20 protein-coding genes and 2 pseudogenes are annotated in these 24,114 nt (G+C 39.2%); 9 read left to right on the forward strand and 13 right to left on the reverse strand.

Annotation, left to right across the window (positions count from 1 at the left end; all coding sequences use genetic code 11):
* Positions 1-148: 148 nt before the first annotated feature.
* The 6 genes and pseudogenes from ACFQZI_RS18650 (at position 149) to ACFQZI_RS18675 (ending at position 3,968) form a co-directional block, all read left to right on the forward strand.
* Positions 149-1,534 carry an undecaprenyl-phosphate glucose phosphotransferase gene (locus ACFQZI_RS18650; RefSeq protein WP_377145204.1) on the forward strand — a complete coding sequence of 462 codons (1,386 nt, stop codon included), beginning with the start codon at positions 149-151 and terminating at the stop codon, positions 1,532-1,534.
* 48 nt (positions 1,535-1,582) lie between these two features.
* Positions 1,583-2,512, forward strand: coding sequence for a glycosyltransferase family 4 protein (locus ACFQZI_RS18655; protein ID WP_377145206.1), 930 nt, complete (start codon positions 1,583-1,585; stop codon positions 2,510-2,512).
* Positions 2,513-2,586: 74 nt separating this feature from the next.
* Positions 2,587-2,778: pseudogene (locus ACFQZI_RS18660) on the forward strand (acyltransferase); the annotation flags it as partial.
* A 90-nt stretch (positions 2,779-2,868) separates the two neighbouring features.
* Positions 2,869-3,024 (forward strand): annotated as a pseudogene (locus ACFQZI_RS18665) (DapH/DapD/GlmU-related protein); the annotation flags it as partial.
* A 15-nt stretch (positions 3,025-3,039) separates the two neighbouring features.
* A complete protein-coding gene (locus ACFQZI_RS18670) occupies positions 3,040-3,483 on the forward strand; it encodes a glycosyltransferase (RefSeq protein WP_377145208.1) in 444 nt (147 codons plus the stop codon).
* On the forward strand, positions 3,483-3,968 hold the full coding sequence (locus ACFQZI_RS18675; RefSeq protein WP_377145210.1) for a glycosyltransferase: 486 nt from the start codon (positions 3,483-3,485) through the stop codon (positions 3,966-3,968). Before ACFQZI_RS18670 ends, ACFQZI_RS18675 begins: the two co-directional genes overlap by 1 nt.
* Before the next feature lie 26 nt (positions 3,969-3,994).
* Here the strand turns inward: ACFQZI_RS18675 and ACFQZI_RS18680 are convergent, their stop codons facing one another.
* Positions 3,995-5,941, reverse strand: coding sequence for a right-handed parallel beta-helix repeat-containing protein (locus ACFQZI_RS18680; protein ID WP_377145212.1), 1,947 nt, complete (start codon positions 5,939-5,941; stop codon positions 3,995-3,997).
* Between the two features lie 169 nt (positions 5,942-6,110).
* On the opposite strand from ACFQZI_RS18680, the gene ACFQZI_RS18685 reads away from it, so the two are divergent.
* Positions 6,111-6,272: a hypothetical protein gene (locus ACFQZI_RS18685; RefSeq protein ID WP_377145213.1), complete on the forward strand. Its 162-nt coding sequence runs from the start codon at positions 6,111-6,113 to the stop codon at positions 6,270-6,272.
* Between the two features lie 57 nt (positions 6,273-6,329).
* Here ACFQZI_RS18685 and ACFQZI_RS18690 read toward each other — a convergent pair whose 3' ends face one another.
* Genes ACFQZI_RS18690 through ACFQZI_RS18715 form a run of 6 tightly spaced genes read right to left on the reverse strand, consistent with a single transcriptional unit; the run spans position 6,330 to position 13,969 of the window.
* Positions 6,330-7,217: a polysaccharide deacetylase family protein gene (locus ACFQZI_RS18690; protein ID WP_377145215.1), complete on the reverse strand. Its 888-nt coding sequence runs from the start codon at positions 7,215-7,217 to the stop codon at positions 6,330-6,332.
* Positions 7,214-8,302 (reverse strand): glycosyltransferase, encoded by a 1,089-nt coding sequence (locus ACFQZI_RS18695; RefSeq protein ID WP_377145217.1) that lies wholly within the window; start codon positions 8,300-8,302, stop codon positions 7,214-7,216. Before ACFQZI_RS18695 ends, ACFQZI_RS18690 begins: the two co-directional genes overlap by 4 nt.
* Complete coding sequence (locus tag ACFQZI_RS18700) at positions 8,256-9,491, reverse strand: VpsF family polysaccharide biosynthesis protein (RefSeq protein WP_377145219.1); 1,236 nt, start codon at positions 9,489-9,491, stop codon at positions 8,256-8,258. The genes ACFQZI_RS18695 and ACFQZI_RS18700 overlap by 47 nt, the downstream gene beginning before the upstream one ends.
* A 25-nt stretch (positions 9,492-9,516) precedes the next feature.
* Positions 9,517-10,854: an oligosaccharide flippase family protein gene (locus tag ACFQZI_RS18705; RefSeq protein ID WP_377145221.1), complete on the reverse strand. Its 1,338-nt coding sequence runs from the start codon at positions 10,852-10,854 to the stop codon at positions 9,517-9,519.
* Between the two features lie 59 nt (positions 10,855-10,913).
* Positions 10,914-13,277 carry a GumC family protein gene (locus ACFQZI_RS18710; protein WP_377145224.1) on the reverse strand — a complete coding sequence of 788 codons (2,364 nt, stop codon included), beginning with the start codon at positions 13,275-13,277 and terminating at the stop codon, positions 10,914-10,916.
* A 2-nt stretch (positions 13,278-13,279) separates the two neighbouring features.
* On the reverse strand, positions 13,280-13,969 hold the full coding sequence (locus ACFQZI_RS18715) for a polysaccharide biosynthesis/export family protein (RefSeq protein WP_377145226.1): 690 nt from the start codon (positions 13,967-13,969) through the stop codon (positions 13,280-13,282).
* Between the two features lie 544 nt (positions 13,970-14,513).
* Here ACFQZI_RS18715 and ACFQZI_RS18720 point away from each other — a divergent pair.
* Positions 14,514-16,013, forward strand: coding sequence for a PAS domain-containing sensor histidine kinase (locus ACFQZI_RS18720; RefSeq protein ID WP_377145228.1), 1,500 nt, complete (start codon positions 14,514-14,516; stop codon positions 16,011-16,013).
* A 41-nt stretch (positions 16,014-16,054) separates the two neighbouring features.
* Complete coding sequence (locus ACFQZI_RS18725) at positions 16,055-16,480, forward strand: response regulator (protein WP_377145230.1); 426 nt, start codon at positions 16,055-16,057, stop codon at positions 16,478-16,480.
* 255 nt (positions 16,481-16,735) lie between these two features.
* On the opposite strand, the gene ACFQZI_RS18730 is transcribed toward ACFQZI_RS18725, so the two are convergent.
* From ACFQZI_RS18730 to ACFQZI_RS18755, 6 genes are all read right to left on the reverse strand, one after another.
* Entirely contained in the window at positions 16,736-18,013 is a 1,278-nt protein-coding gene (locus ACFQZI_RS18730) for a hypothetical protein (RefSeq protein WP_377145232.1), read from the reverse strand.
* A 963-nt stretch (positions 18,014-18,976) separates the two neighbouring features.
* A complete protein-coding gene (locus ACFQZI_RS18735; RefSeq protein WP_377145234.1) occupies positions 18,977-19,897 on the reverse strand; it encodes an alpha/beta fold hydrolase in 921 nt (306 codons plus the stop codon).
* 35 nt (positions 19,898-19,932) lie between these two features.
* Positions 19,933-20,943 carry an MBL fold metallo-hydrolase gene (locus ACFQZI_RS18740; protein ID WP_377145236.1) on the reverse strand — a complete coding sequence of 337 codons (1,011 nt, stop codon included), beginning with the start codon at positions 20,941-20,943 and terminating at the stop codon, positions 19,933-19,935.
* Positions 20,944-20,971: 28 nt separating this feature from the next.
* Entirely contained in the window at positions 20,972-22,756 is a 1,785-nt protein-coding gene (locus tag ACFQZI_RS18745; protein WP_377145238.1) for an amidohydrolase, read from the reverse strand.
* A gap of 12 nt (positions 22,757-22,768) precedes the next feature.
* Positions 22,769-23,551 carry an alpha/beta hydrolase gene (locus ACFQZI_RS18750; RefSeq protein ID WP_377145240.1) on the reverse strand — a complete coding sequence of 261 codons (783 nt, stop codon included), beginning with the start codon at positions 23,549-23,551 and terminating at the stop codon, positions 22,769-22,771.
* A gap of 136 nt (positions 23,552-23,687) precedes the next feature.
* Positions 23,688-23,990 carry a hypothetical protein gene (locus ACFQZI_RS18755; protein ID WP_377145242.1) on the reverse strand — a complete coding sequence of 101 codons (303 nt, stop codon included), beginning with the start codon at positions 23,988-23,990 and terminating at the stop codon, positions 23,688-23,690.
* Positions 23,991-24,114 lie beyond the last annotated feature (124 nt).

The raw sequence follows: 24,114 nt of genomic DNA on the forward strand, positions 1-24,114 counted from the left end.
TACAATACCGTTAATGTATACTTATGTTAATTAAACAGTTAATGTAGTACGATAATTGCAATCAAAGAGTGTCATAAGTACAAGAAGTACTAACGTTTGAAGCAATTAAGCTTACTCAAACATATTAGGTGACTTAACTAACTGTTATATGGAGTCGAGGTATCTATATCTATTACGTTTCACACTTGCGCTAACGGATATCATTTTAATAAATTTTTGTTTTTTCTTAGGTTTCTACTTAACTAACAAGTATTACCGCCCGATAGACCCTTCTACATACAAAAGCAATGTAATAGTTTGTAACTTAATATGGGTAATTTGCACAGGCTTAATGCGCATGTACACATTAAGTACTATTAATAGCATAGAGGCCATCTTTAAAGGAACATGGAGAAGCGTAGCGCTGCATATATGTCTCTTTCTGGGATATATGTTTTTTACAAACACGTTTGATTTTCCGAAAGCGTTTTTTGTTTCATTTTATATATTGACAATAGCAAGCTTCATTCTTAGCCGTTTCACCGGTACAGCCTTTCAAAATTTACTTAATAAGAATTTCGAGTTAAGAAAGTCAGTAGCGGTTATGGGTATGAACAGCGGCGGCGTTAGGCTTGCAGAGTATCTTTCCAATCAGTCGACGCTAAACTTTAAAGGTTTTTTAGAGGAAGAACCGGCTATGATCAGCGAAGATGGAACACTGGTAATGTCGTCTTCCACCCAACAAATAAAAAAGGCGGTAAATTCCGGCATCAACGAGTTATATGTATGTGTTGATACTGACAAGATGGGCGACTTAAAGGATTTGATTTCCGAAGGTGAAAAGCATTGTGTACGATTGAACTTTGTACCAAATTTCACAGACTATCAGCACGATTTTAGATTTGACACACGAGGAAATTTCATGGTACTATCGGCCCGGAATGAACCTTTGGAATCTATGCACAACCGTTTTAAAAAGCGCGCTTTCGATGTGATAGTAAGTTCATTTGTTATATTATTTATTTTAAGCTGGTTGTACCCTATACTTGCTATCATTATAAAAATACAAAGCCCCGGACCGGTAATTTTTAAACAGCAACGATCAGGCCGTAACAATTTACCGTTTTGGTGTTATAAGTTCCGAAGTATGCGGATGAACGATGAAAGCGGGCGTAGGCAGGCGGGTAAAAATGATGAGCGGGTTACTCCAATAGGGCGTTTTCTACGAAAATCCAGCCTGGATGAGTTTCCACAATTTTTCAATGTACTGTTTGGATACATGAGCCTTATTGGCCCAAGGCCACACATGCTTGCGCATACTGAACAATATAGAGCTATAATAGATAAGTATATGATTCGTCAATTCTTAAAACCGGGCATAAGCGGCTGGGCACAGGTGAATGGTTTTAGGGGCGAGACCAAAGAAACAAGACTAATGGAAAAACGTGTGGAACATGACATATGGTACATGGAAAATTGGTCGTTAATGCTGGATATCCGGATTATGTTCATGACGGTGATCAATATTTTCAAAGGTGAAGAGCAAGCTTATTAACTTCACTTTATTAAAATACAACAAATGAAAATATTGTACGTTACCAACATGTATCCTTCTGCCAGTTATACTTATAACGGCATCCATGTTAAAGAACAAATTGACTACCTTACTAAAAATTACCCGCTTGAAAAAGATATTTATTTTATTGACGGCGGTCATTCTAAAATAAACTATTTTAAAAGTATATTCCGGGCGAATCATTTAATAAAAAAAACCGATTATGACGTAGTACACGTGCATTTCGGTTTGTCCGGCTTATTCCTTCTTGTCAATCCATTCCTTAAAACGCCTGTAGTACTTACTATACATGGAAGCGATATTAATTCCCCAAAACATTTCGGTTTAATGAGACTTGTAACTAAAATGATCATCCCGCTTGTAGACCGGGTTATCATTTTGAATGACAAAATGCTTTCAAAGCTTTCATCTCAACGTGAAAAATTGGTAAAGATCCCCTGCGGAATAAATATCGATCAGTTTGATTCGGAAAGAATAAATGATGGGAAAAAATTTGTAATTGGTTTCCCCGGAAATAAAGACCGTGAGGTTAAAAATTACCCGCTTTTTCGTGAAATAGTTACAAGTGTAGCGGCCCGTGGAGTGCAGGTGGAAACAGTGGAATTTCATAATATGACCAGAGCTGAGGTCGCTTTAAACCTTAGCAGGCTGGATTGTTTATTAATGACCTCTCACAGCGAAGGTTCACCTCAAATTATAAAGGAGGCGATGGCGGGAGGTGTCCCTATCATATCTGCAAATGTAGGTGATGTTGAACTTGTAATAAGTGATGTGGAAAATTGTTGTGTGATCAACACCTACGATCCGGGAGATTACATTGATGAGATTATGAAATTGACCGCATTAGAACCACAACAAAGAATTACCAACGGAAAACACAAGTTATCATTGCTCGGGTTTGACCAGCAGTCAGTGTGTTCAAAGGTTTATGAACTTTACCGGTCATTAGCAAAGTAATTAACGTGAAAAAAAAAATTAGTTTATTATTATATTATTTCCTGGCAAACAGGCTTCCATCCAGCTTTTTCCCAATGGGTGCGGTGTTTAACAAGTGCAGGACATCATTGGCGGGTAACTTTTTAAAAGTTGGCCACAATTGCAAGATACAACCCCGGGTTAATTTTGGCGATGGTAACGATATTGAGATTGGTAACCATTGTATGATCAATGAAAACGTATACATCCAAAAGGCTGTAATTGGCGATTACGTTATGATTGCCCCAAACGTTGCCATATATGCTTCTACACATGTATTTGAAGATATAAATATACCCATGGTACTTCAGGGTAAAACTACCGAAGAAGCATGTATTATTGAGGACAATGTTTGGATAGGCCGCAATGTGGTTATCATGCCGGGAATAAGGATTGGTTCCGGAAGCATTGTAGGTGCAGGTGCAGTTGTAACAAAAAACGTAGAGCAAAATAGCATTGTCGGTGGAGTTCCGGCTAAACTTTTAAGAAAAAGAACTTAAACCATTATTATGAAAATATTGGCAGTAGCCTCTAAGGGCGGGCATTGGGTTCAGTTATTGAGATTGATCCCGGCCTTTTCAGGGCATGAAGTCATATACATTTCTACAAATCAAGACCTTGCGGAAACTGTTAAAGGTGCCGAATTTTACTGCGTTGATGACGGTAACCGGGACAGCAAGCTAAGTTTGCTGGGTACTTTTTTTCAATTGATTAAACTTATCCGTAAAATCAAACCATCTGTTATTATTACCACCGGGGCCGCTCCGGGATTAATGGCTATTATTGCGGGTAAATTTTTAGGGGCAAAAACGATTTGGGTCGATAGCATAGCGAATGTGGACAAGGTGTCTATGAGTGGCAGCATTGCTTCCCGGTTCGCCAATCGCGTTTACACACAGTGGCCGCATCTGGCAAATTCTAAATTCATGTTTGACGGTAATATTTTATCATAATGATCTTCCTCACAATTGGCTTTCAGTTCTCTTTTGACAGGCTCATCAGGGAAATGGACCGCATTGCACCTAAGTTAAATGGTATGCAAGTTATAGCTCAGGTGTCAAAAACCGGTCACGAGGTTGAAAATATGGAATCTCATGCCTATGTGAAGCCGGCCGAGTTTGAAAATTACTTTCAAAATGCCTCTCTGATCATCAGCCACGCGGGCATGGGGACTATTTTGTCTGCCCTGGAAAGTGAACGCCCGATTATAGTTATGCCGCGACTGAAGAAATACGGGGAATTAACTACAGATCATCAAATTTCAACAGCACGTAAACTGGAAAAATTAAACTATGTACATGTAGCATATGATGAAACTGAACTGGAAAGCAAAGTACTTAAAGTACTAAGCGGTGATCTTAAACCGCTTCATAAAATAAATAAACATGCCTCAAAACAACTTTTAGATTCAATAAGCGATTTTCTTAATAATAGCTAACCAGTTAGTACCACAGGGTAAGTTAATCATCTCATCAATTCTATCCAAGTGCCGGGAGTACCTGCCTTTGTACATTTCCATCCCAATATCGGCGAAGTAAGATTTGTATTATACACAATTGTGTTTAATGCCCAGTAGCCGGTTGAAGGTTTTGCACTGCTTTTCCAACCAATGATATTAATAGCTGCTGCAATAACTCCTTGTGACGGATAGGCTGCATTTCCATCGCTATAGAAATCTGTAAGGATCAAATCTTTTATATTTTGGGCACCTTTTATACTTATTGCCCAATCCCCATTATTGCCGTTACCCAAAACTTTCGTACCTGATAGGTCAAGCTTATCTATAATCATGTTTGCCGGATCTATTTTAAACATCCAGCCAAGGCCGCCCTTCATACCCATTTTGGTAATGATGTTATTAGTAATCAGTAAATTACTAATTATAGTACCGGGTTTCGCTGAGTAAATAGAAACGCCGTAACTCCCAAAGTTATTCATCTGGTTATTCGCTATAGTGTCGGCTCTGGCACTCACCAATCTTGCGCTCAATCCCGTAAATGCATTCAGCAATTTATTATTTATAAGAGAAAAGTTGGAGCAATCATAAAACGAAGCCGCAAAGCCATCAATAGACCCTGTGCTGCTTCTTTGAAAGGTGTTATTTTTTACAGCGGTTTGATCTGAATTTTCGGCTGTGAAACCATTATAAGGTGTTAATGGTGTAATTGCATTTGTACAAATATTATTTGAAACGTTTACATAGCTTGTAGAACTTAAGTATATAAATCGGTTTGTGTTGAGTATACTGTTATTTTGAATTAAAACTTTCTTAGCATTAATATTTGTATTAGTAACCACGCTTATGCCATCTTCCTGTCCTTTTTTACCACCACCGGTAATCTTATTATTTAAAACAGCAACATCTTCTGCCCCCATAACCTGGATAAGTGCGCTACCATCGTTTCTTCCATTAAAAATCTTGTTTATGGTATTGTTATAAATTTTTGCATGATAAACAGTTTTAATCTGCGGATGATTACCATGTACCTGGTCAGCGCCAACAAGATTTTGAAACTTTAAACCGTCTTTACCAGAATTGTTTACGGTGTTCCCTACCCAGGTTACATAGTTACATCCCTCTGTTTTAGTGCCAGTGTCTGACATATTCTCAATAAAATTATTATTGATTGTTATATTATCTCCCCCTGTGGCCAAGATACCTATACCTCCTTTATTAATATTTACGCCCTGATTGCCAATCCCTGTAATTTTACAATTAGATACTTTGGCATTGGAACAATACTGCAAACTGATTCCATGATACATCGCGTTAACTGAACTACAACTATTAATGTCAATAGCTTTACAATTCTCCAGGTTATAAGATATTGAAGATGCATTAAGGCTATGGCAATTAATAAGATTAATATTAGCGCTATTGGTTATATTAAAGGCCATTATATAATTTGTCCAGTCACTACCGGCATTACTCAATTTACCGCGGTTGCCATCAACGGCTATGCCCTGTACACTCAAGGCAGATAAATTGGATAACACGAATGCGGCTGTATATTTTCCTATAGCCGGAAACGATGGATCAAGCAAAATAACTGCGTCTTCTCCTGTCAAACTTAAATTACCGGAATTTCTAACTATAGGCTTTTTAATCAAATAAATCCCTTTTTTCAGGATAACGGGCTTTCCGGTATTGAAAGCTGACTGTATCAGTGCTGTTTTGTCGCCACCGTCAGTTCCTGCTGTCAGCACAACAGCGTCCTTTACCTGTGCTATATCACTGCCATTTAACGTAACGCCATTTACCTGGTCAGTTACTTTATTGGCGTTATTATTGATACTAACAATATCCTTTTTACAACTAAAGACCATAAACTGCACGAAAGAAAGAAACACCAACTTAAACATCAATGGCTTATTTGTTATCGATTGTAATACAGGTATAATATTACGCATAAATTCGATTTAATTTTGTACGCCGTGTACCGGATACTAAATGTTGCAAAGAATAGTATTGCAAGCCCCCCTGTAGTCAAAGGCGGGGATTTTAATAATAGCGTTTAAATACGATGAGGTGGGAAAATAAGTTCGTTACAGCACGATGCACATCAGCACTAAAAGCCCGATGACCATCAAGTTTCCCAATATAAAAATAGCCAGCACCGCTGATTTTGATCTGAATATTGATCCTCCAAAAGCTCTTTGTTTTACCATAGCCTCTTTTACGGTTCCTGTAGATAAAGGTTACGTAAAAAACTCCTTTAAGCTATATTATTTTTCGCTATAGGTTTAAATTGTGTTCGCGTTAACAAATACATGATTGAGTAAAGCTTACCATTGCCTGTTAAAAAAAACGCTGCCATACACCACACATCCTGCAAATGGCTTCCGCGTGTGATATATTTTCAATAATAGCATGTCTGGGAAGTGTGAATGGGCTTTTTAAAGCCTCTTTATTTAACAAAAAGGGCTTTGTGGTATAGGCTAATTGAAAACCACTTTGCTCCAGAAACGTAATTTCTCTTTGTGTGTAATCACCATTGGGGTAAGCGAAGGTTATTATTTCTTTCTCAAGCCAGGCCTCGATGATATTTTTGGATAGTTTAATTTCTTGATAAGCTGTGCCCGAATCACATTTTGGAAGGATAGGGTGGGTAATTGTATGCCCGCCAATGGTAACCAAGCCAGTTTTAGCAATTTCTTTAACCTGATCTACTGTCATTGCTTGTCTTTCCAGTGTTACTTGCTGCTTTATTTGCGTTATTATTTTTTCACGCTCATTATTCGGAAGTAACTTTAAAGATTCTATTGTTTCATTAGTAAGGTTTTTACTGATAGCCGCATTTACGTATGGCCACCAATAATTACCATTTTCAATAGGTTCTGTTGAAACAAATATTGTTACCGGCACATTGTACTTATGAGCAATACCTGCTACGTTCTCATAATTACTGGACCAACCATCGTCGACTGTAATTATCGCCGCGCCGTTAGGGATAGGCGCTTCTGTTTTCACTATTGCCAATATATCCTCCTGTCCAATAACCTTGAAATTATTCTTCTTTAACCACAATACGCAAAATTCAAATAGCTCTTTGCCCGGCGCATGATAATAAAGTGATAAAATATATTCACCCTTTAAAGCTCTTTTTTTTGCCCTTCTTACAAATCCTAAAGTTATCAGTACACATGAAATAAACCAGGACAGCAGGTATCGTATTCTCTTTTTCACTTATTGTAGTTAATTAATTGGTAATGTTTCAAATAGTTCTCAGCGGTAGCAACAACACTAAATTTGTGTTTAGCTTCGGCTATATCATTAAGGCACATTGATGCTATTTTATCGTCCTGATAGTGCGTTATTACTTCCTTAATAGCTTTTGTTAGCTGAGATACATTTTCGTTTTCAAATAACCAGGCGCCAGGCATATTTTTTACTATTTCCGCAGGGCCATCTATATCAGAAGCTACCACAGGTATCCCTGCAGCAACTGCTTCGAGCACCGTAAGGCCGAACCCTTCAAATCGGGAGGGTTGCACCAGCAGATGATAGTTTTTAAGATCAGAATATATCCATGACCGATCCTTCGGTCCTGTTAAGGTTATGGTGTTGCCAAGGTTATGTTTCGCAATTAGATCTGACAAATAACCCTCAGAAGGGCCATCACCAATAATATGCAGTTCAACTTCAGGAAGGTGATTTTGCAACCGGAGTTCTTCAAGCGCTTTGATCAAGATGTCCTGACCTTTTTGTTCATGTAAAAGTCTGCTGACTTGAACTATCTTAAATACTTCACCATGCTGTAAATTATAATCACTACGTTTTTCAAATCTGTCGAAATGGATCCCATTGTAAACCAGTTCCGATTTCAAATTACCCCTCTTGCTCAAATCTTCCTTTACTGCGTGTGAAATGGCGAACAATTTTTTATACCGGTTTAGGTTCTTTAACGATATGCCAATGTTATGCACTGTATAAATACACTTATTTTTAAAAGGCAGCAAAAACATAATAAGTTTTGGGCTATGGCAATGTATCACCTGTACCCTCAGCTTAAACAATAAATACCACAGCTTAAAAATATAAAACGGGTTGGGATTGCCTTGCGGCCGGTTAATAAAATGAACGTGGACCTTAGCGGATATCCGGTCAATGATCTCCTGGTTGTAGGTATCATTTACTATAACTAGATGCGTATCGATGGTTTTTGATTGTTCATTTAAAATATCAACAACCATATTTTCTATCCCACCTATTAAAAACGAAAAACTAATATGGCAAACTCTCATAGTTGATGGGTTTAATGGTGAATTCATCTTCTCTTACTACTTTAAAACTAAGCAGAATATAGTAGGCTAAGATCATGTTCGAGATAACCAGTGTGCTTGTAGATAGCGAATTATTTGTTGATGAAACAAATATAAAAGCCAGCAAAATCGGAAACTTGATGTCCGCAGGCGATGTTTTGGTTACATCAAGCAAAAAACGCGCTAAGCCCCATATAAGCAGCGCAGTAACAATCAGTCCAAACCGTAACAACCAGATCAGATAAAAATTTTCTATGATCTCTACGCCCGATGCATTTTGTATCCTTTCCATTTCCTGCGTACTTGTCCCTTTCCAGATTAAATCGCTGAAGTTGATCTGGCTAATAATATTAAAGGAATCTACACGTGCCTCGGCGCTTCCATCAACATGCGACAGTGCGGTTATGCGGTCGCCAAAACTTGTGAAATTTATCACTATTAAGATTATACCGGCAAAGGCCATTAAGTAAACCAATCCGTTTACAGCCTCCTTTTTATCAGTTTTTGATCCGCCTGTAGCACCTAAAAACATATGGAGCATAATGCCAATGAAAACGCCTATAAGGGCACCTCTGGCGCCAAAACAAAATATTGATACCATGCCTGCAAATAGCACCGAAAGTTTAAGCCAGGTATTTTGCGCGGCCAAGAATAATGTTATGGTAAGCACCGACATAATAAGCGCGTTATTTAAAGGGTGACCGAAAATTGCCGAGGACCGAAAGTAGTCGAAAAGCCAGGCAGACTCACGAGCAATCAAGAATGCTCCTCTTAGTTTCTCTATTACTGCTATACCTGCATTAGCGAAGAAAAGAAGGTAGACCCAGTTACGGAATTTATATAGAACTGAGACCGATGTTATTTTCAACAACATGGATAGTAATACGGGGAGTATAAGCGCATCTATAAAAAATGCTATAGCATTTAAGTTACCTGTTATTTGCAAATAGCACAAAATAAGAATGGCTCCGAGCAAAAATATGGCCTCAGTTTTCATTTTACCTACAAGTTCAGCCATCCCAATCTTACCATTTATTAAATAAACCACCACTATTGCAAAGGCTAAATAAGAAAGCGGATGTAGCCTGAAGACAGGGGACGAAGAAAAATCCCGGTGATGATATCCTAACAATTCCAGCACATTATCGCCACAAATAAATGCGAGTATTAATACCAGGAATAGTAAAACAGGCTTCATGCTGATGTCCTTTTATTTTGATGCATTAAGCAGCGCTTTTTTTTATGCGCTCCTTAAACTTAGAAACGATTGGTTCTAACGTGGCTTTAACAATGGAAAAACTAAAATATTTTAAATTTAGCAACTCTATCTTACGACGTTTTATCAGCGCATACATAGCAACTGCACAGTACGTCTCGGTTATAAACCAGGATATCGCCGCACCCTCTGATCCCCAAAAATGAATCAAAACTAAATTTAACAGGATATTTAAAAAAGCGGCAGAGAGTGTTATACTAAAAAAATACTTATCCATCTTAAGATTAACCATAGTTTGAATCCCAAATAACATATTGAGGGCCAGCATCATAGGCATGAAAGCCAAAATCTTAAAAATAACTACACTTTCAAGAAATTTCGCGCCGTAAAAAATATTGATAAACACGCCGCCTACTGTTAAAATGCCTACCGCGATGATCAACGTTGAAAAGAAAACTACAGGAAGCATTTTTTGAACAATAGCTATACCTTCCTCTTTACTTTTGCCAAAAGCTTGCCCAATGATTGGAAATAGAACCATACCAAGCGGCGAAATTAAAAGGGCCTGTATCAAAATGATCAGTTTCCAACCGGCAGAATAAAATCCGACCTCAGTTATCCCCTTAAAATAGCCCAGCATAATGATATTGAGCGTAGTATAAACGGTATGCGCAAATGAGTGAAAAAACAAGATCTTGTCTCGCCATATAATATCCCAAACCGCTTTTAACCCGGGAAAAGTGATAGATAGAGTATAACGCCGTATTGCCCAAAAAAAGGCCCCTACTCCTACTACAATTTGCGCCAGGCTTATAATTAGTGGCTGGTATATGTAATCGCCCTTTTCTCTTATAAAAATTAACAGGCATAAATTTAGCGCAACCTTTGTGATAAGATTGAACATGGCTGTTTGCTTCAAATCCTGCTTTGCCAGATACAAATAATTGCAATCGAATATATAAGCTATACAGATCAGGAAGCTAAATATTGCTACGGGCTTGTCTTGCTGTAAAGTTTCCGAACTGAAAAAAATGGCTGTGTAAATAACTACTGACGCAGCAAAAAGGAAAGCTTTTGCGAAGAATACTTTGTTAAAAATACTATTCAATTTCTCGTGGTCGTCCTGGTTCATCGCGATTACCCTTGACGCGGATAATTCAAAACTAAAGCCGATCAGCAGGATGAGGTAACTTGTAATAGAACTAACATAGTTTATAATACCGAATTTTTCCGGGCCAATGATCCTGACGATAACCGGAATAGCAATTAGCGGTAGGATGTAATTCAGTATTTGAACGCCAACTAAAGCGCCCATGCTTGTTATAGCTTTTTTTTTATGGCTCAAACTTTTATTATTGTGAATTTCGGAAGCCTGTTACTTATGGTAATTTGTATTGAAAAGATTTAGAATCTATTCTTAAAGTCGCTGAAGATTGACGTAGCTTTCCCTTTTTTTGCCTTATTATAATAGTTATTATCAAAACGGTAACCGTAACCGTACTTCAATCTGTCTATACCATTAAAAACGATGTTAACGTGTTGTAATTGGCGTAGCGCTACCATTTCATTGATATAACTCAATTCAGCCTTTTCAGTTACACCCTGTCGTATCACGTAAAGGGTTACGTCTGCAATACGTGATAGCACAGTTGCATCCGGCACTAAATGCACAGGCGGACTGTCTATAATAATGTCATCATACTCCTCCCTTAACAGACTTATCAGATCTTTGAGTTCCTTTTTTTCCAACAACTCAGAAGGGTTATTTACCAAAGATCCGCAGCTAATAACTCTCAAATTTTCCACAGTTCCGGACGGACGGATAATTTCCGCTACACTTGCCTTACCGTTTAAAAAATCGGTAATGCCCTTATGTTCTTTGCTTAAATTAAATGATTGTGAAATTTGAGGCTTGCGCAAATCAAGTTCCAATATTATCGTCTTCCTGAATGAAAAAGCCAGCGCAGAACTTAAGTTTACACTTACAAAACTTTTTCCTTCATTTGGCACACTGGAGGTAATTAGTGTTACCCGGCCAGTCTCGCGTTCATTATGTAAGTAAAACAGCCTCATTCGCAGGCCTCTTATTTGCTCACTAACCGCAGATACATCTTCATCGTTTATAGATAGGCTATTTAAAGTCCGTTCGAATGGAATCTCAGCGATTACAGGTATTTTAACGATATCGGTAATTTCTTTTACATCTGTAATTTTATTATTAACCCGTTGCCTCCCGTATATGATTCCGGCGGGCAAGCACAGTCCGCACAATAATGCCATAAAGTATGCGGGGATAACCGGGCTCTTGGGTTCATTGGCATATGATTGATCCACCACCCGGTTGTTTTGTAATGTAGATGCGTATTTAACAGCCACCTCTTCCCGCTTTTGCAGTAAAAAAGTGTACAAACTTTCTTTGCTCATTTGCTGCCTTTTTATACTGATGTATTGGCGCTCTTCTGAGGGCATACTTTTAACAGAACTCTCAAACTTATTGTTATAAGATTGCAGGTTACGCTTAGTAGTTAACAACGCTTCTTTAATATTCTTTACATTTTCCCTGATAGCAATTTTCGCAGTCCTTATCTGATTATTAATGGGGTCAAAATCAGGATTTGTCAATGGAAGTGTTGCCGCCATTTTATCATGTTGTAACTGTAACTGTGCAAGTTTCTCAATGGAGTTACTCAGAGCCGGGTCTACAATACCAAGCGTTGCAGGTGCTTTCTCCGTATTCTGATTGGCATTAATGTACCTCTCTATACCATCAATAACATTTAATTTGATATTAACATCATTTAAATTGGCATCGTTTGCCTGCAAGTTTTCAAGCCTCACCTTGGAATCTGAAGACAGATCGGTCAATCCCCGGCTACTTTTAAACCCTTCGATGCCTTTCTCTGACTCAGACAATTCGCCTGTTAAAGAAGCTATGCGCTCATCCAAAAACTGCAAAGTGCTTTTAGCCTCTTTGTTTTTTTCGTTGCTTGACCATAAGTTATAATTACGGATCAAATCATTGAGAATATCTTTTCCCCTTTGGGGCACCTTATCAGTAATTGTTAAATTAACCGAGGTAGCCAACTTATTTGCTAAACTGGCATCTATCAACTTTTGGTAATCCAGCGTAGCTTTATCGGGGTCGTTTAAAATAATTTTAATTTCTGAACCTTTGAATTGGTTAACCGTTGCGGTTGGTTCAATTTTCCAGGTGCCGAAATCTGAAGTATACTGCTTTCCGAATTGGTATTCCTGCTGTTGCCCATCAGGCGATTTGAAAAAAAAAGTTTTAGCATCTTTAACAACAATCTCAATTTGCTTATTACTCAATCTACCATTGGGGTTAAGCAATTCTAAATTCACAGGCTTCTCGTTATAAACATCTATCGAAAATAACCCCTCCACCTTTTTATAAGTAGCCCACAGCTGCAGATCAGTAACAACTTGCCCGATAAGATTTTTAGATTTAATGATCTCCATTTCGTTTTCCACACCGTTATTAGGCGTTGTTATGCCGATCTGGTCAGTAAGATCTTGTTTAGCATCCTGTTCTTTACCGTTATCCTTTATCAGTATAGTGGCCTTGATCTCATAAGTTGGCTTTGCAAATTTGATGTATACCGTTGCTAATAATACCGCTATAATTAAGATGAATAAAAATAAAGGCCAATGGTATAAATATTTATTCAGGACGCTTTTGAGATCATTAGACGGTTTGCTCCTGGCATTTATAACCAAAGTGGTTAACTGTGCTTCCTGTGTACTCATACTTACCTTCTGTAAATGTTCGAAAGCACGATAGCTATAATAGACAAACCTGATAAAATAAGAGACCAGGTAGGGTAATTTCTGTTTACAGCGGCATATTTCGTTTTATCTGCCTGAACAAAAATCTCATCGTTATTTTTAAGGTAATAATACGGAGATTCAAAAAGCTTTTTAGAGGTAAGGTCTATTGGGATAAATTGGCGTTTACCATCCTGCTCGCGAATCAAGAAGATGTTACGCAGCGCGGTTATATTTAAATCTCCGGCCAAACTCAATGCCTGTGTTATGGTCGTCCTTTCATTTTGAAGCGTGTAGATATTCGGACGCTGAACATCACCGTATATAGCAACTTTAAAATTCACCATCCGTACGTTAACAACCGGATCTTTATAAAAATCAACAAGTTTATCACGCAATTTAATAGCAAGTTGTGAAGTGGTTAGCCCCGCTGCCTTAAAATTACCAAGCAAAGGCAGTTGTATGTTACCATCATTATCAACCTGGTAACCGGTAACGGGGTTTCCGGGAGAGTTGTCAAAATTGCTACCGTTAACCCTATTCAGATTATAATTGAAAATATTAGATGACTCAGGCGTCCTGCTGTTTACGTTCACAGCTAATATATCGGCAGGCTGAATTATAAGCGGAGAATAATTATTAACCATCTCCTGTGAGGGAGCGGCAGTATTCAAGTCCTGGAAATAAGGTATTTTCTTATAAGAGCTGCAAGAGCATAAGAAAATAAATGATAAGGCTAAATAAATGACAACGCTTTTTAAGGGTTTGGGACGCATGGAAAGTTTTGTTTTAAACATTAAGGCAATAACTACTTGTAGAATAGTAAACAATATTATATTAAGATAATTAATATGAGCGTATTATGAAGTCATAAACAAAGAGCGTTACTATCCAATTTAATAATCTAAATATTTCAACAAATATACTTCAACGTTTTCATTTAAGTGAAAATGTTATCATATATTTATATGATTTTTTGCAAATTGCGGCATCAATAGCATTGGAATGTTTTCAAATCGCTAAATGATGTTCAATACATTTACCTATAGTTAATTTCACAATGCACAAGTTTATTATTTTACTATTATGCAACCGGTTATGAGTTTGCATATAACAACAATTTACAAGGAAATGCACTTTTCAATACGAAACCAATTTATTTGTGTTTTGTTAGCAAGTAATTTCGTTTGATTTTTATTTGAGGTTTAAAAAATAGAGATGTCATCACCCAATAACGATGTTGAATCACCGATATTTGAGAGTTACCTTTTTGGCAATGGAAATTCAAATCTCGCTGAAATATTAAATATAGCATCAGCTGGAATATGGCAACTTAAGACCGATGATAAAAAATCGATTTGGTCATTGGGGTTTTATAAAATGCTCGGTTACCAGCCTGGAGAAATTCAATGCTCTTACAACAGCTTTCTTGAAGAAGTGCTTTATTATGAAGATCATGATAAATTTCTAAAGTCCCTGAACAATGTATGGACTTCCAGTGGCGATGCAATAGATGTCCGCTTACTCACAAAAAAAGGCTACCGATGGTTTCAGTGCGATTTTCAAAAAGATGACACTGCCGGCAATATCGTAGGGACGTTCGTCAACATACACCATTTTAAAATATCCCAGCTGCAATTGGCTATAGACAATCAACTGATTAAAGAGAACAGTAAACTAATTAAAATGGGTAGGTGGGATTTTGATGTTACTACAAATAAAATAACTTTAAGTAAAGAGGCACTTGAAATTTTAGATATAGCTACAGATATTAATGACGTTGACATAGAACAATTCATATCTTTTTTTGATCTGCAAAGCCGGCAAAAACTTAGGACAGCTTTAGAAACATGTATCAAAAGCTGCCGTCCATTCGATTTAGATTTTAAGTTGATAACTGCAGGTAATAATACCATATGGAGCAAAATAAAAGCCATTGCCACAATTGATCATTATGGTAAATGCATATCTATAAAAGGTGTAATACAAGATATTGATGTAAGTAAAAAAAATGAACACCAATTAAAATCATCACTTACTAATGTCAACGCCGAAAATAAACGGTTGCAAAATTTCGCTTACATCGTCTCTCATAATTTGCGGTCGTATGTAGGTAATTTGGAGATCATGGTCAACTTGCACGAAGAAGCAGAAAACATTGAAGACAAGACCGAGATATTTGGTCATATAAAAACTGTAAGTGGTACCCTAAGCACCATGATACAGCACTTAAATGAAATTGTTAAAATTGACAAAGAAAAAACCAGTGAAAAAACGCTGATCGAATTTGACTTGCTCTTTAAAAATATATTTAATGCTTTACAAGCAAATGTTCAACATGCCGGAGCGATTGTTAAAGCGGATTTCACAAAGTGCAGATCTGTACAATATCTTCCCGCCTATCTTGAAAGTATTTTTCATAATTTACTATCTAATTCTCTAAAATATCGCCATCCGGATCGCAACCCGGTCATCAAAATAGAAAGCAAAATTGAAAATGGGCATGTATATTTAGTTTTCGAAGATAACGGTGTGGGTATCGATATGGAAAAATATGGTGATAAAATTTTTGGCATGTACCAAACATTCCATGAAAATGAGGACGCGCAAGGCATTGGGCTTTATATTACACGCAACCAAATTGAGGCATTAGGAGGAAGCATCCGGGTAGAAAGCGTATTAAATTCAGGAACCAGATTTATTATAAGGTTAACTTAATTTATTTGTAACCATATTAGCAATTATCCGTAAAAGTAGTTATGGAGCCTAATTACATAAATAGGGTTTGGATTGTTGATGACGATGCTGTCTATAGATATGCGTTTCGCAAATTTGTAGAAATGAAGGGCTTATGTCCGGAAGTAGTTGATTTTGGTAGCGGAATTCATGCTATCGATTTTTTAAAGAATCCAATAAATGCTAATAAGCTGCCTGACCTCATATTTTTAGACATTGATATGCCGACTATGGATGGCTGGGGCTTTATTGAAGCTTTTGAAAGTATACAGGCTAACTTTAAAAAAACACCATCTATATACTTAGTAACATCGTCTATTGCTTATACAGACATTGTCAAAGCTCAAAACCATCCGGCTATTATCGATTATATAATGAAACCCGTAGACTCAAAGAAATTTTCTTTGCTTTTTTCTGAATATGTAGTAAAGCAATCAGCTTATTTATAGCATTATAAGGCGTTTTGTACAATAGCTTATCAATTCGCCTAAAAAAGTTTTTAAGCCAGTCAATTTATCCATTACAAATAATGATAATTTGTTTAATTGTGGATACTTTGATTTTTTCGCAAATAAGGTCACTTATACCCTACTTACCATCATACTGCTTTTAATCAATAAATGTGCTATCAATGGCAGGTGGTTATTTATCCATTTGATTCGCTCAGGATCAAATGGTAAAGTGTTTAAAGTTTATAATCGTGCTCAAGGTAAGGATATTGCTCCCTTAGTATAATAAGCATGAATGCCTCTTCTCAAATATCCTCCGTCGTCATCAATGGCCTCCCCCACACTCGTTACTCCGTCAATTTGATTATCCATAAAACCAGTACAATTACTGGCGCCACGACCAAACAAAAATGCAATTACCCCTGCCTGTCCATAATTAGCTATTCTGGTACTCTCCTTCTTATCCAATAACGGTTGCAGAAAAAATTCCGCTTTGTTATCCTTATAATGCCCGGTAGTATTATTACAGGTTTTTGTAACGCCATTACCAACAGGTATTTGCCAAAGTATGATCTTACGCTTCGTTTCTTGATTCAACTTCTTTAAATAACGTTGAAAGCGATCAAAATCACTTATACCTTTATTATCACCGATAGTAGACCACGCGGCGTTCTGCCTACCATTTATGACCTGATCATATCCGGAATCTCTGTCAGAAAACTCCGAAAAAAACAGATCAAAGCCGGCATTCAACGATTTATAATAGTTAGCCGTTTCTAATGCCAATTGTTCGGGGTTGCCTTTGCCTTTTATCAGATCAATGCCCGTGGCCCAGGTTGAAGCATGCCATCCTAACAACACGTTTGGCGCATATTTATCACGCATGGCAACAATTGCTTTCGCAAGGCCTTCCGCATTATTTTCAAAGCCTTTTACATCTTCGTTATTGCTTCCCGCCACCATAATCACATTTTTTGCTTTGTCTGCTTTGAACATCTGCATATAGCCGAATAGATCTGGTTCATAGTGGATAATAACAGTGTGACCATATTCTTTACATATTTGAAGTAAAAGCTTCCAGTCTGCGAAATATTTATTCATCACTTCCGCATCATGCAAATTAGTAAAGCCGGGGTCTTCGTAACGTCCTTTAGCAGGTACAATATTATAATAAGTAAAAACCGGTATTTTACCAATTTGCCCAACTCCGTTCAGAAAAGAGCGGGCAAACTGACCTGTTGGATAGTTCCAGGTTGTCCAACCATTAGAAAAAATATCCCCGGCCAAATATTGATATTGATATTCGGCATCTTTTATAAAATGATCTTTTTGAGAAATATCTCCTTCTGTACCAAAAGCTATATGGTTGGGTATCCCTGATGGTATTAAAGATACCTTGTCCTTATTATCATCCAACTCGTTATTTTCATCTTTAGGAACAATTGAAATATTTTGATTTTCGGGTGCCGAAACCTCATTCTTTTTACAACTTAATAAACATGTGATTATTAAAAACAAAATAACACGCTTCATACCGACAGATAATTTTTATCCGTTTACGATGTTTCACATGAATTTGTTGCTGATTAAATCAATTGTGTACTAATGATGAAATAAAGACTTATTCGTTAAGGTTTAGGAAGCATATCTTAAAATAATATCTGCAGAATTTCACCCTTCAATTCCCGTATTAAGCCAGACAAAAGTTGAAATTTTATCATCGTTTAAAAAGTAAGAAGTACTCATTATCGACGACGACATCCTGCCCATCCAGCTTACCCGCTGCTATTAATAATGTAATGATTTTTCTAATACCGCCCTGTTCTTAATTCAATTCATGGACGTCTTAATTTATAATCTTACAATAAGTTATCAAACGCCTTTTTTACTTAACTCCCAACAGCCAGATATTCTAATTGCCCATATCATTAATAAGGGCTTACATTGATTTTCCAAGTGAGAATGATAAAAAATTGATCATTTATACACTTGAAGCGCTTTTTACTTTAGATTATCGGCACGGTACTATATCTAGTCTTCTTATTGCATTTGCATGATAGTAGCGATAAAATTGTTCGGACTATACTGCGGAATTATGGATAAAAGGCGTAAAGATCAGGTGTTAAAGCCTAAGCCCTCAAACGCTAACGTTTGAGGGCTTTTTGTTGCATTAGGATCAAATTAATTTAAACCCGCATGGAACCGATTTTAACATTATTGCATTACCGCCAATTTCTTGCAAAACCTGCATATGCAATCGTTAGTATGAAATAGATGAGGCTATGCAGATCATTGATAGTTGTGATAATTTGCAACTTTGCACCTTTACTAACGCGAACAATCGTTCCGTCTATTTCAAGTGGTACAATTACGATACAAATGATGCAGATGCACATTACTGCATGTGTAAGCGCGTAAATGAGGTTCATTGTGGTAGGTTTAGGTGATGTAAAGATCAACGCCCTGTAACCCGGGCGCTGATCTTTGATATTGATTTTAATTCAGAAAAAAATCCATCAAATCTTTTTGCACCTGCGCGGTGTTTTCCTGCACAACCCAATGGCCCGAATCTTTTATGATAGATTCTTTCACGTTATCGGCAACCAACCTGGTATGCGCGGCCAGGAATGCTCCCGCGAAATGATCTGACCCCATGGCTAATACTGGCATTTGTAGTTTCTTTTTAGCCAATTCAACGTTGTCCTTCGCATCGTGGTTAAACTCACCAAACCAATGGAAAGCGCCCGTTGTAGCGCCGGGAACCGAGTACGCCCTGATAAATTCTGCTCGCTCTGCCTTGGTGAACGACTGATTTTTAAAGCCTACTACCGGCCAAAAATCTGTCAGGAAAACACCTACTTTACCTGCAACCAGTTCGCCAGAATGTGGCTGTGCAAAAAAACCGAACCACCATGCCTGCGATTTTACCTGGCTCCACACCGGCTCAATACCCGGCAGCAAAGCATCCATCAAAGCCAGCTTTTTTACTTCAGCAGGGAATTGCGCGGCATAGGCATACGCCACCATCAGGCCTATATCGTGGCCGGCAATGTTAATGTGTTTGTAGCCCAGCTTCTTCATCAGTTCGTGCATATCAACGGCCATATTCTTTTTATCGTAACCGGTTGCCGGTTTGCCAGACTCTCCTACTCCACGCATATCGGGTGCTATCACGGTAAAGTGTTTAGAAAGCTCGGGCAGCAGGCGGTTCCACATATACCAGTTTTGGCCAAAGCCGTGTACCAGTAAAAGCGGCTCACCTTTGCCACCTATCACGTAGTGCATTTTTACGCCGTTTACCATCGCGTAACCATGTTTAAAATTGGCCGGAGGGTTAGCCGGTAAAGTAGCCGCCCAAGTGTTGCTCATTAACACCGCCATGGCAAGTGTTAAAAGCAGTTGTTTAATTTTCATCATTGTTTTCATTTTTTGTTTTTGAGATTTAGTTGAATTTATTTATTGATGTTTTTGCTGATATCCTTGTAAGCATTTGGCAGGTTAAAATTGTAGTGCAGCCAGTTGAACAGCACATAACCCTTGTCAAAATCCTTCATCTTAACGGCTTCTTTGGTTTGCTCAAGCGTAAGACCTTTAGTAATGGACGCTTCTACCTGTTTTTGCAGTTCGTCTACATAATCGAGGGTATATTTAATGCCGGCCTTGTTGGTAACGCGGCCATGTCCGGGAATGATAATAGCATCATCAGGCAGCATATCGTAAACTTTTTTGAGGTTAGCCACAGGCTCCAAAAAGAAACCATCAAACAGCCAGGGAATGGTTGGGCTTTCGGCGATGAAGGGGTTGCCTGCCCAAAAAACCTTTTGGTTTGGCATCCACACAAAAAGATCGGCCATGGATTGCGCGGGCGAAATGTTCATCAGCTCTACTATTTTGCCGCCGCCCATATCAATACTCAGCTTACCGTTTTTGGGGATGGTAAGATCCGCAGGGCGGTAAACACTGCTTTCGATACCCCTGCCCGCGCCAAACAGCGTTACCATAAATTGCTTAATGCCTTCATAATTTTTAGCAAGGTTTTCTTTGGCAAACTCATTCTGAATAATGGTAGTAGATGCCGGCAGTAAATAATTGCTGAAGCAATGGTCGCCATGGTCGCTGGTGTTTACCGCGTAAATAATGGGCTTGTCTGTAACCGAGCGAATGAGTTTTATCTCCTGATCGTACAAACGCTTGCTTAGCATCACCTCTATCAGCAATACACCTTTCTCGCCTACTATAAAGCCCCCGGTAGTTGCTTGTGGGATGCCCTTTGTTGTTTCGATATTTGCGGTAGTGGGCAGTATTGCGTAAACATCCTTACTGATCTTTTGCAAGGCGAGCGTTACTTTGTTGGCATCCCAAATAGGCACGATTGGGGGCATGGGCATCTGCGCGTATGCCACTTTCCCCAGGCATAAGAGCATTATAAAAATGCCGGGCAATCTTGATTTTAAGGTTTTCATTTTATGGATGGATTTGAGGTTTAAGAAATTATTTTTGATAGCCGCCATAATACTTTACCGGCGACCAGGATGGAATCGGCTCAGCAATCGGCGGGCACAGGGCTGAATACTTTCCGGCGGCGTAAACCACCTTGCCGTTCACTATGGTCATTAAAGAGGTTATTTGCTTCACTTTTTCTGCATCGGCAGAGAAGTAATCGTCAGACAGTATGGCCATATCGGCGTACATGCCTTGCACCAATTTCCCCTTAACGTTTTGCTCGCCCGAGCACCAGGCACTTCCGGACGTGTATAATTGGAGAGCGGTAAACTTATCCAACACCTGCTCCTTCGGCCAAAACTGCAAACCGCCAATGGTTTTGCCCGTCAACAACCAGTGCAAGGCCATCCATGGGTTGTAAGTGGAGATGCGCGGCGCATCGGTACCCATACCAACAGGGATACCCATTGCCAGCATTTTTTTGATAGGCGGCAACTGCGTTTTTGGCTGCCCATACATTTTGGTATAAAGTTCGCCCTGGTAATACATCCTGAACTGTACGGCTATGCCACCTCCAAGCGCCTTCACCCGGGCAAGCTCAGCATCTGTAATGGTTTCGGCATGGTCAAAAAACCAGCGCAGGCCGTTAAAGGGTGTGTCTTCATTTACCTTTTCAAACACGTTCAGCATACGGTCGATAGATTCACCGTAAGTAGCGTGCAGGCGGAATGGCCAGCGGTTTTTAACCAGCAGACGGATAACAGGCTCCAGGTCTGTTTCCATTTGGGGCGACAGGTTGATGCGCGGCTCTAAGAAATTCTCAAAATCGGCACCGGTAGCTATCAGGTTTTCGCCCGCGCCCTCCATAGCGTAGCCGTTGGCCATCAGCAAGTGATCGTTTTTATTAGGATAAGTTTGGGAGATCCATTTTTCATAATCGGCCAGTTCCTTGCCTTTTTGCTGCGCGAACAAGTAGTAAGCTGTGCGTACGGATAATTTGCCGGCCTTAGCCAAAGCAAGCGAGGCCTGGTAATCGGCATCATAGTTCTGTGAGCCCCCCGCCGCGTCAACCACGCTGGTGATGCCAAAGCTGTTTATCTCGCGGTAAAAATGTTCGGAACTGTTTATCCTTTCTGCGGGCGTGAGCTTGCCGGTTAAGGCCAGCGTGCGGTAAATAGCCATTGGCGTTTCCTTGGCATATAACAGGCCGGTAGGTTTACCATCTTTATCCAATTCTATCAAACTGCCGGGGTAGCTGGTGTTTTTATCATAGCCAAGCACTTCTATACCTTTTTTGTTCAAAAAAGCTTTGCCGTACAGGTAAGTAATAAATACAGGTTTATCGGGCACGGCGGCGTTTATTTCGTCGATAGTAGGCTGGCGTTTCTCTGCAAACTGAAACTCATTCCAGCCACCAACTACTTTTACCCAGGCACCTGGCGGTGTTCGGGCGGCTTGTTCTTTAAGCATTTCCATAGCGCGTTTGAGCGTTTTCACGCCATCCCAACGCAACTCCATGTTAAAGTTTAAGCCCTCGCGTATGGCATGCATATGGCTGTCATTTAACCCGGGAATAACGGTTTTGCCGCTTGCATCAACCATTTTTGTTGCTGCGCCTTTGTACTGTTTTAAAATTTGTTGCGATGCGCCGGTAGCCAGCACCAGTCCGTTTTGTACGGCTATGGCTTGCTTAAACTCGCCGGGTTTGGCCATAGTGGCCACTTTTCCGTTGTAAATAATGAGGTCGGCCTTTTGCTGGGCGGATGCACTAAGGGCAACACCTACAGCGAGCAGCATTAGTAATGATCTGTAAATAAGTGATAAGGTTTTCATGTGATGATAGGTTTAGTGTTTTGAGAGCCATTCTAAAATATAATCAGCTATCTCTTCCCAGCCGGGCTGCCCAAGGACAAAGTGGTTACGGCCCGAAAACTCCCTGAATGTTGTTACAGACCCCTTGTGCGAATACTTTTTGTAGTTGGTATAATTGAGCGATGCGGGAATGAAGTGATCTGTACTACCGGCAATGAACAACAACGGCACATGCGGACTGGCAAAATCTATTTTAGCGGCAGGCGTGGTGGCATCTCTTACCAATAATTTAGACTCCGGCACTAATAAATTATAATAGGCATCCTTTTGCAGATCGTAAGGCATGCCATTGGTGAAAGCGTACTGCCATTCTGGGAACGACATCAGGTAGGTTTTATGCGGATCGGTGAAAAAGCCAAGTGCCTTCCATCCCGCACGGTAAAAAGAAAACTTGAACGTAAATATGCCCTGCGGCTGCAGGGAATGAATAGCTACCGCCGCCGAGGCGAGATGTTTTTGAACCAATATTTGAGAAATAAGCCCGCCCATAGAATGGCCTATCAGGATAGGTTTCTCTGGCTGGGCGGAAACAATGGCCGCGAAGTAGGCAGTAAGTTTTACAAGGCGCTGACTGGCTACATCTGCATCAGGGTGGCGCTGCCGCAGTGTGCAGGCAGGTGCATCCTTATAAGGCCATGCGGGTGCAAGTGTACGGTACCCGCGCGCTTCAAAATAAGTTTTCCATTCGTTCCAGCAATCGCTGCTTACAAAGGCACCGGTTATAAAAACTATGGTTTTGGCTGATGAGGCTTTCATGGTTGTGAGTTTGTTTGAAAAGAAGATAGCAAAGCAACGACCACATACTTAATTATTTAGTTATCAAGTTATTATGAATTATATATTCTTTTTACTTTGCTATATTTCGTTGCTACTGCTAAGCCCGCAACGACATTTAGTTGTTCGTACATTCTTTAAAAGGCCTCAATAGCATTATGCCGTTGGTGATGAGCAAGCCACGGCTACCAACTTCGGTATCAATAGTGTGGATGTATTGGTAGGTATGCTTAAGATGATCGTACACACAGTTAATAAGGCATATATGCACGGTGTGCATTTTGAAACACTCGCCGCTTTGCAGGCATAGAATGCAGTGCCTATCCGCAGGCATAAAATCATGGCAGTAACCCAGTTGATGCAGGTTGATGACATGCCGGGTAAGCGAACTGTTAAGCTTTTTTGTTGGATTTTGGTTCATGGCAATAGTTTTCTGCCGCATTTGCAAGCACCATTCCAGACCTTTTAAATATGAGCAATCGTAGTTTTCGTAGAGTGCCGCAACGCTATTTCGTTAAACAGCGTGGTAAACTTCGATATGTAGT

It is taken from the genome of Mucilaginibacter lutimaris (assembly GCF_042676625.1).
Taxonomy (GTDB): domain Bacteria; phylum Bacteroidota; class Bacteroidia; order Sphingobacteriales; family Sphingobacteriaceae; genus Mucilaginibacter; species Mucilaginibacter lutimaris.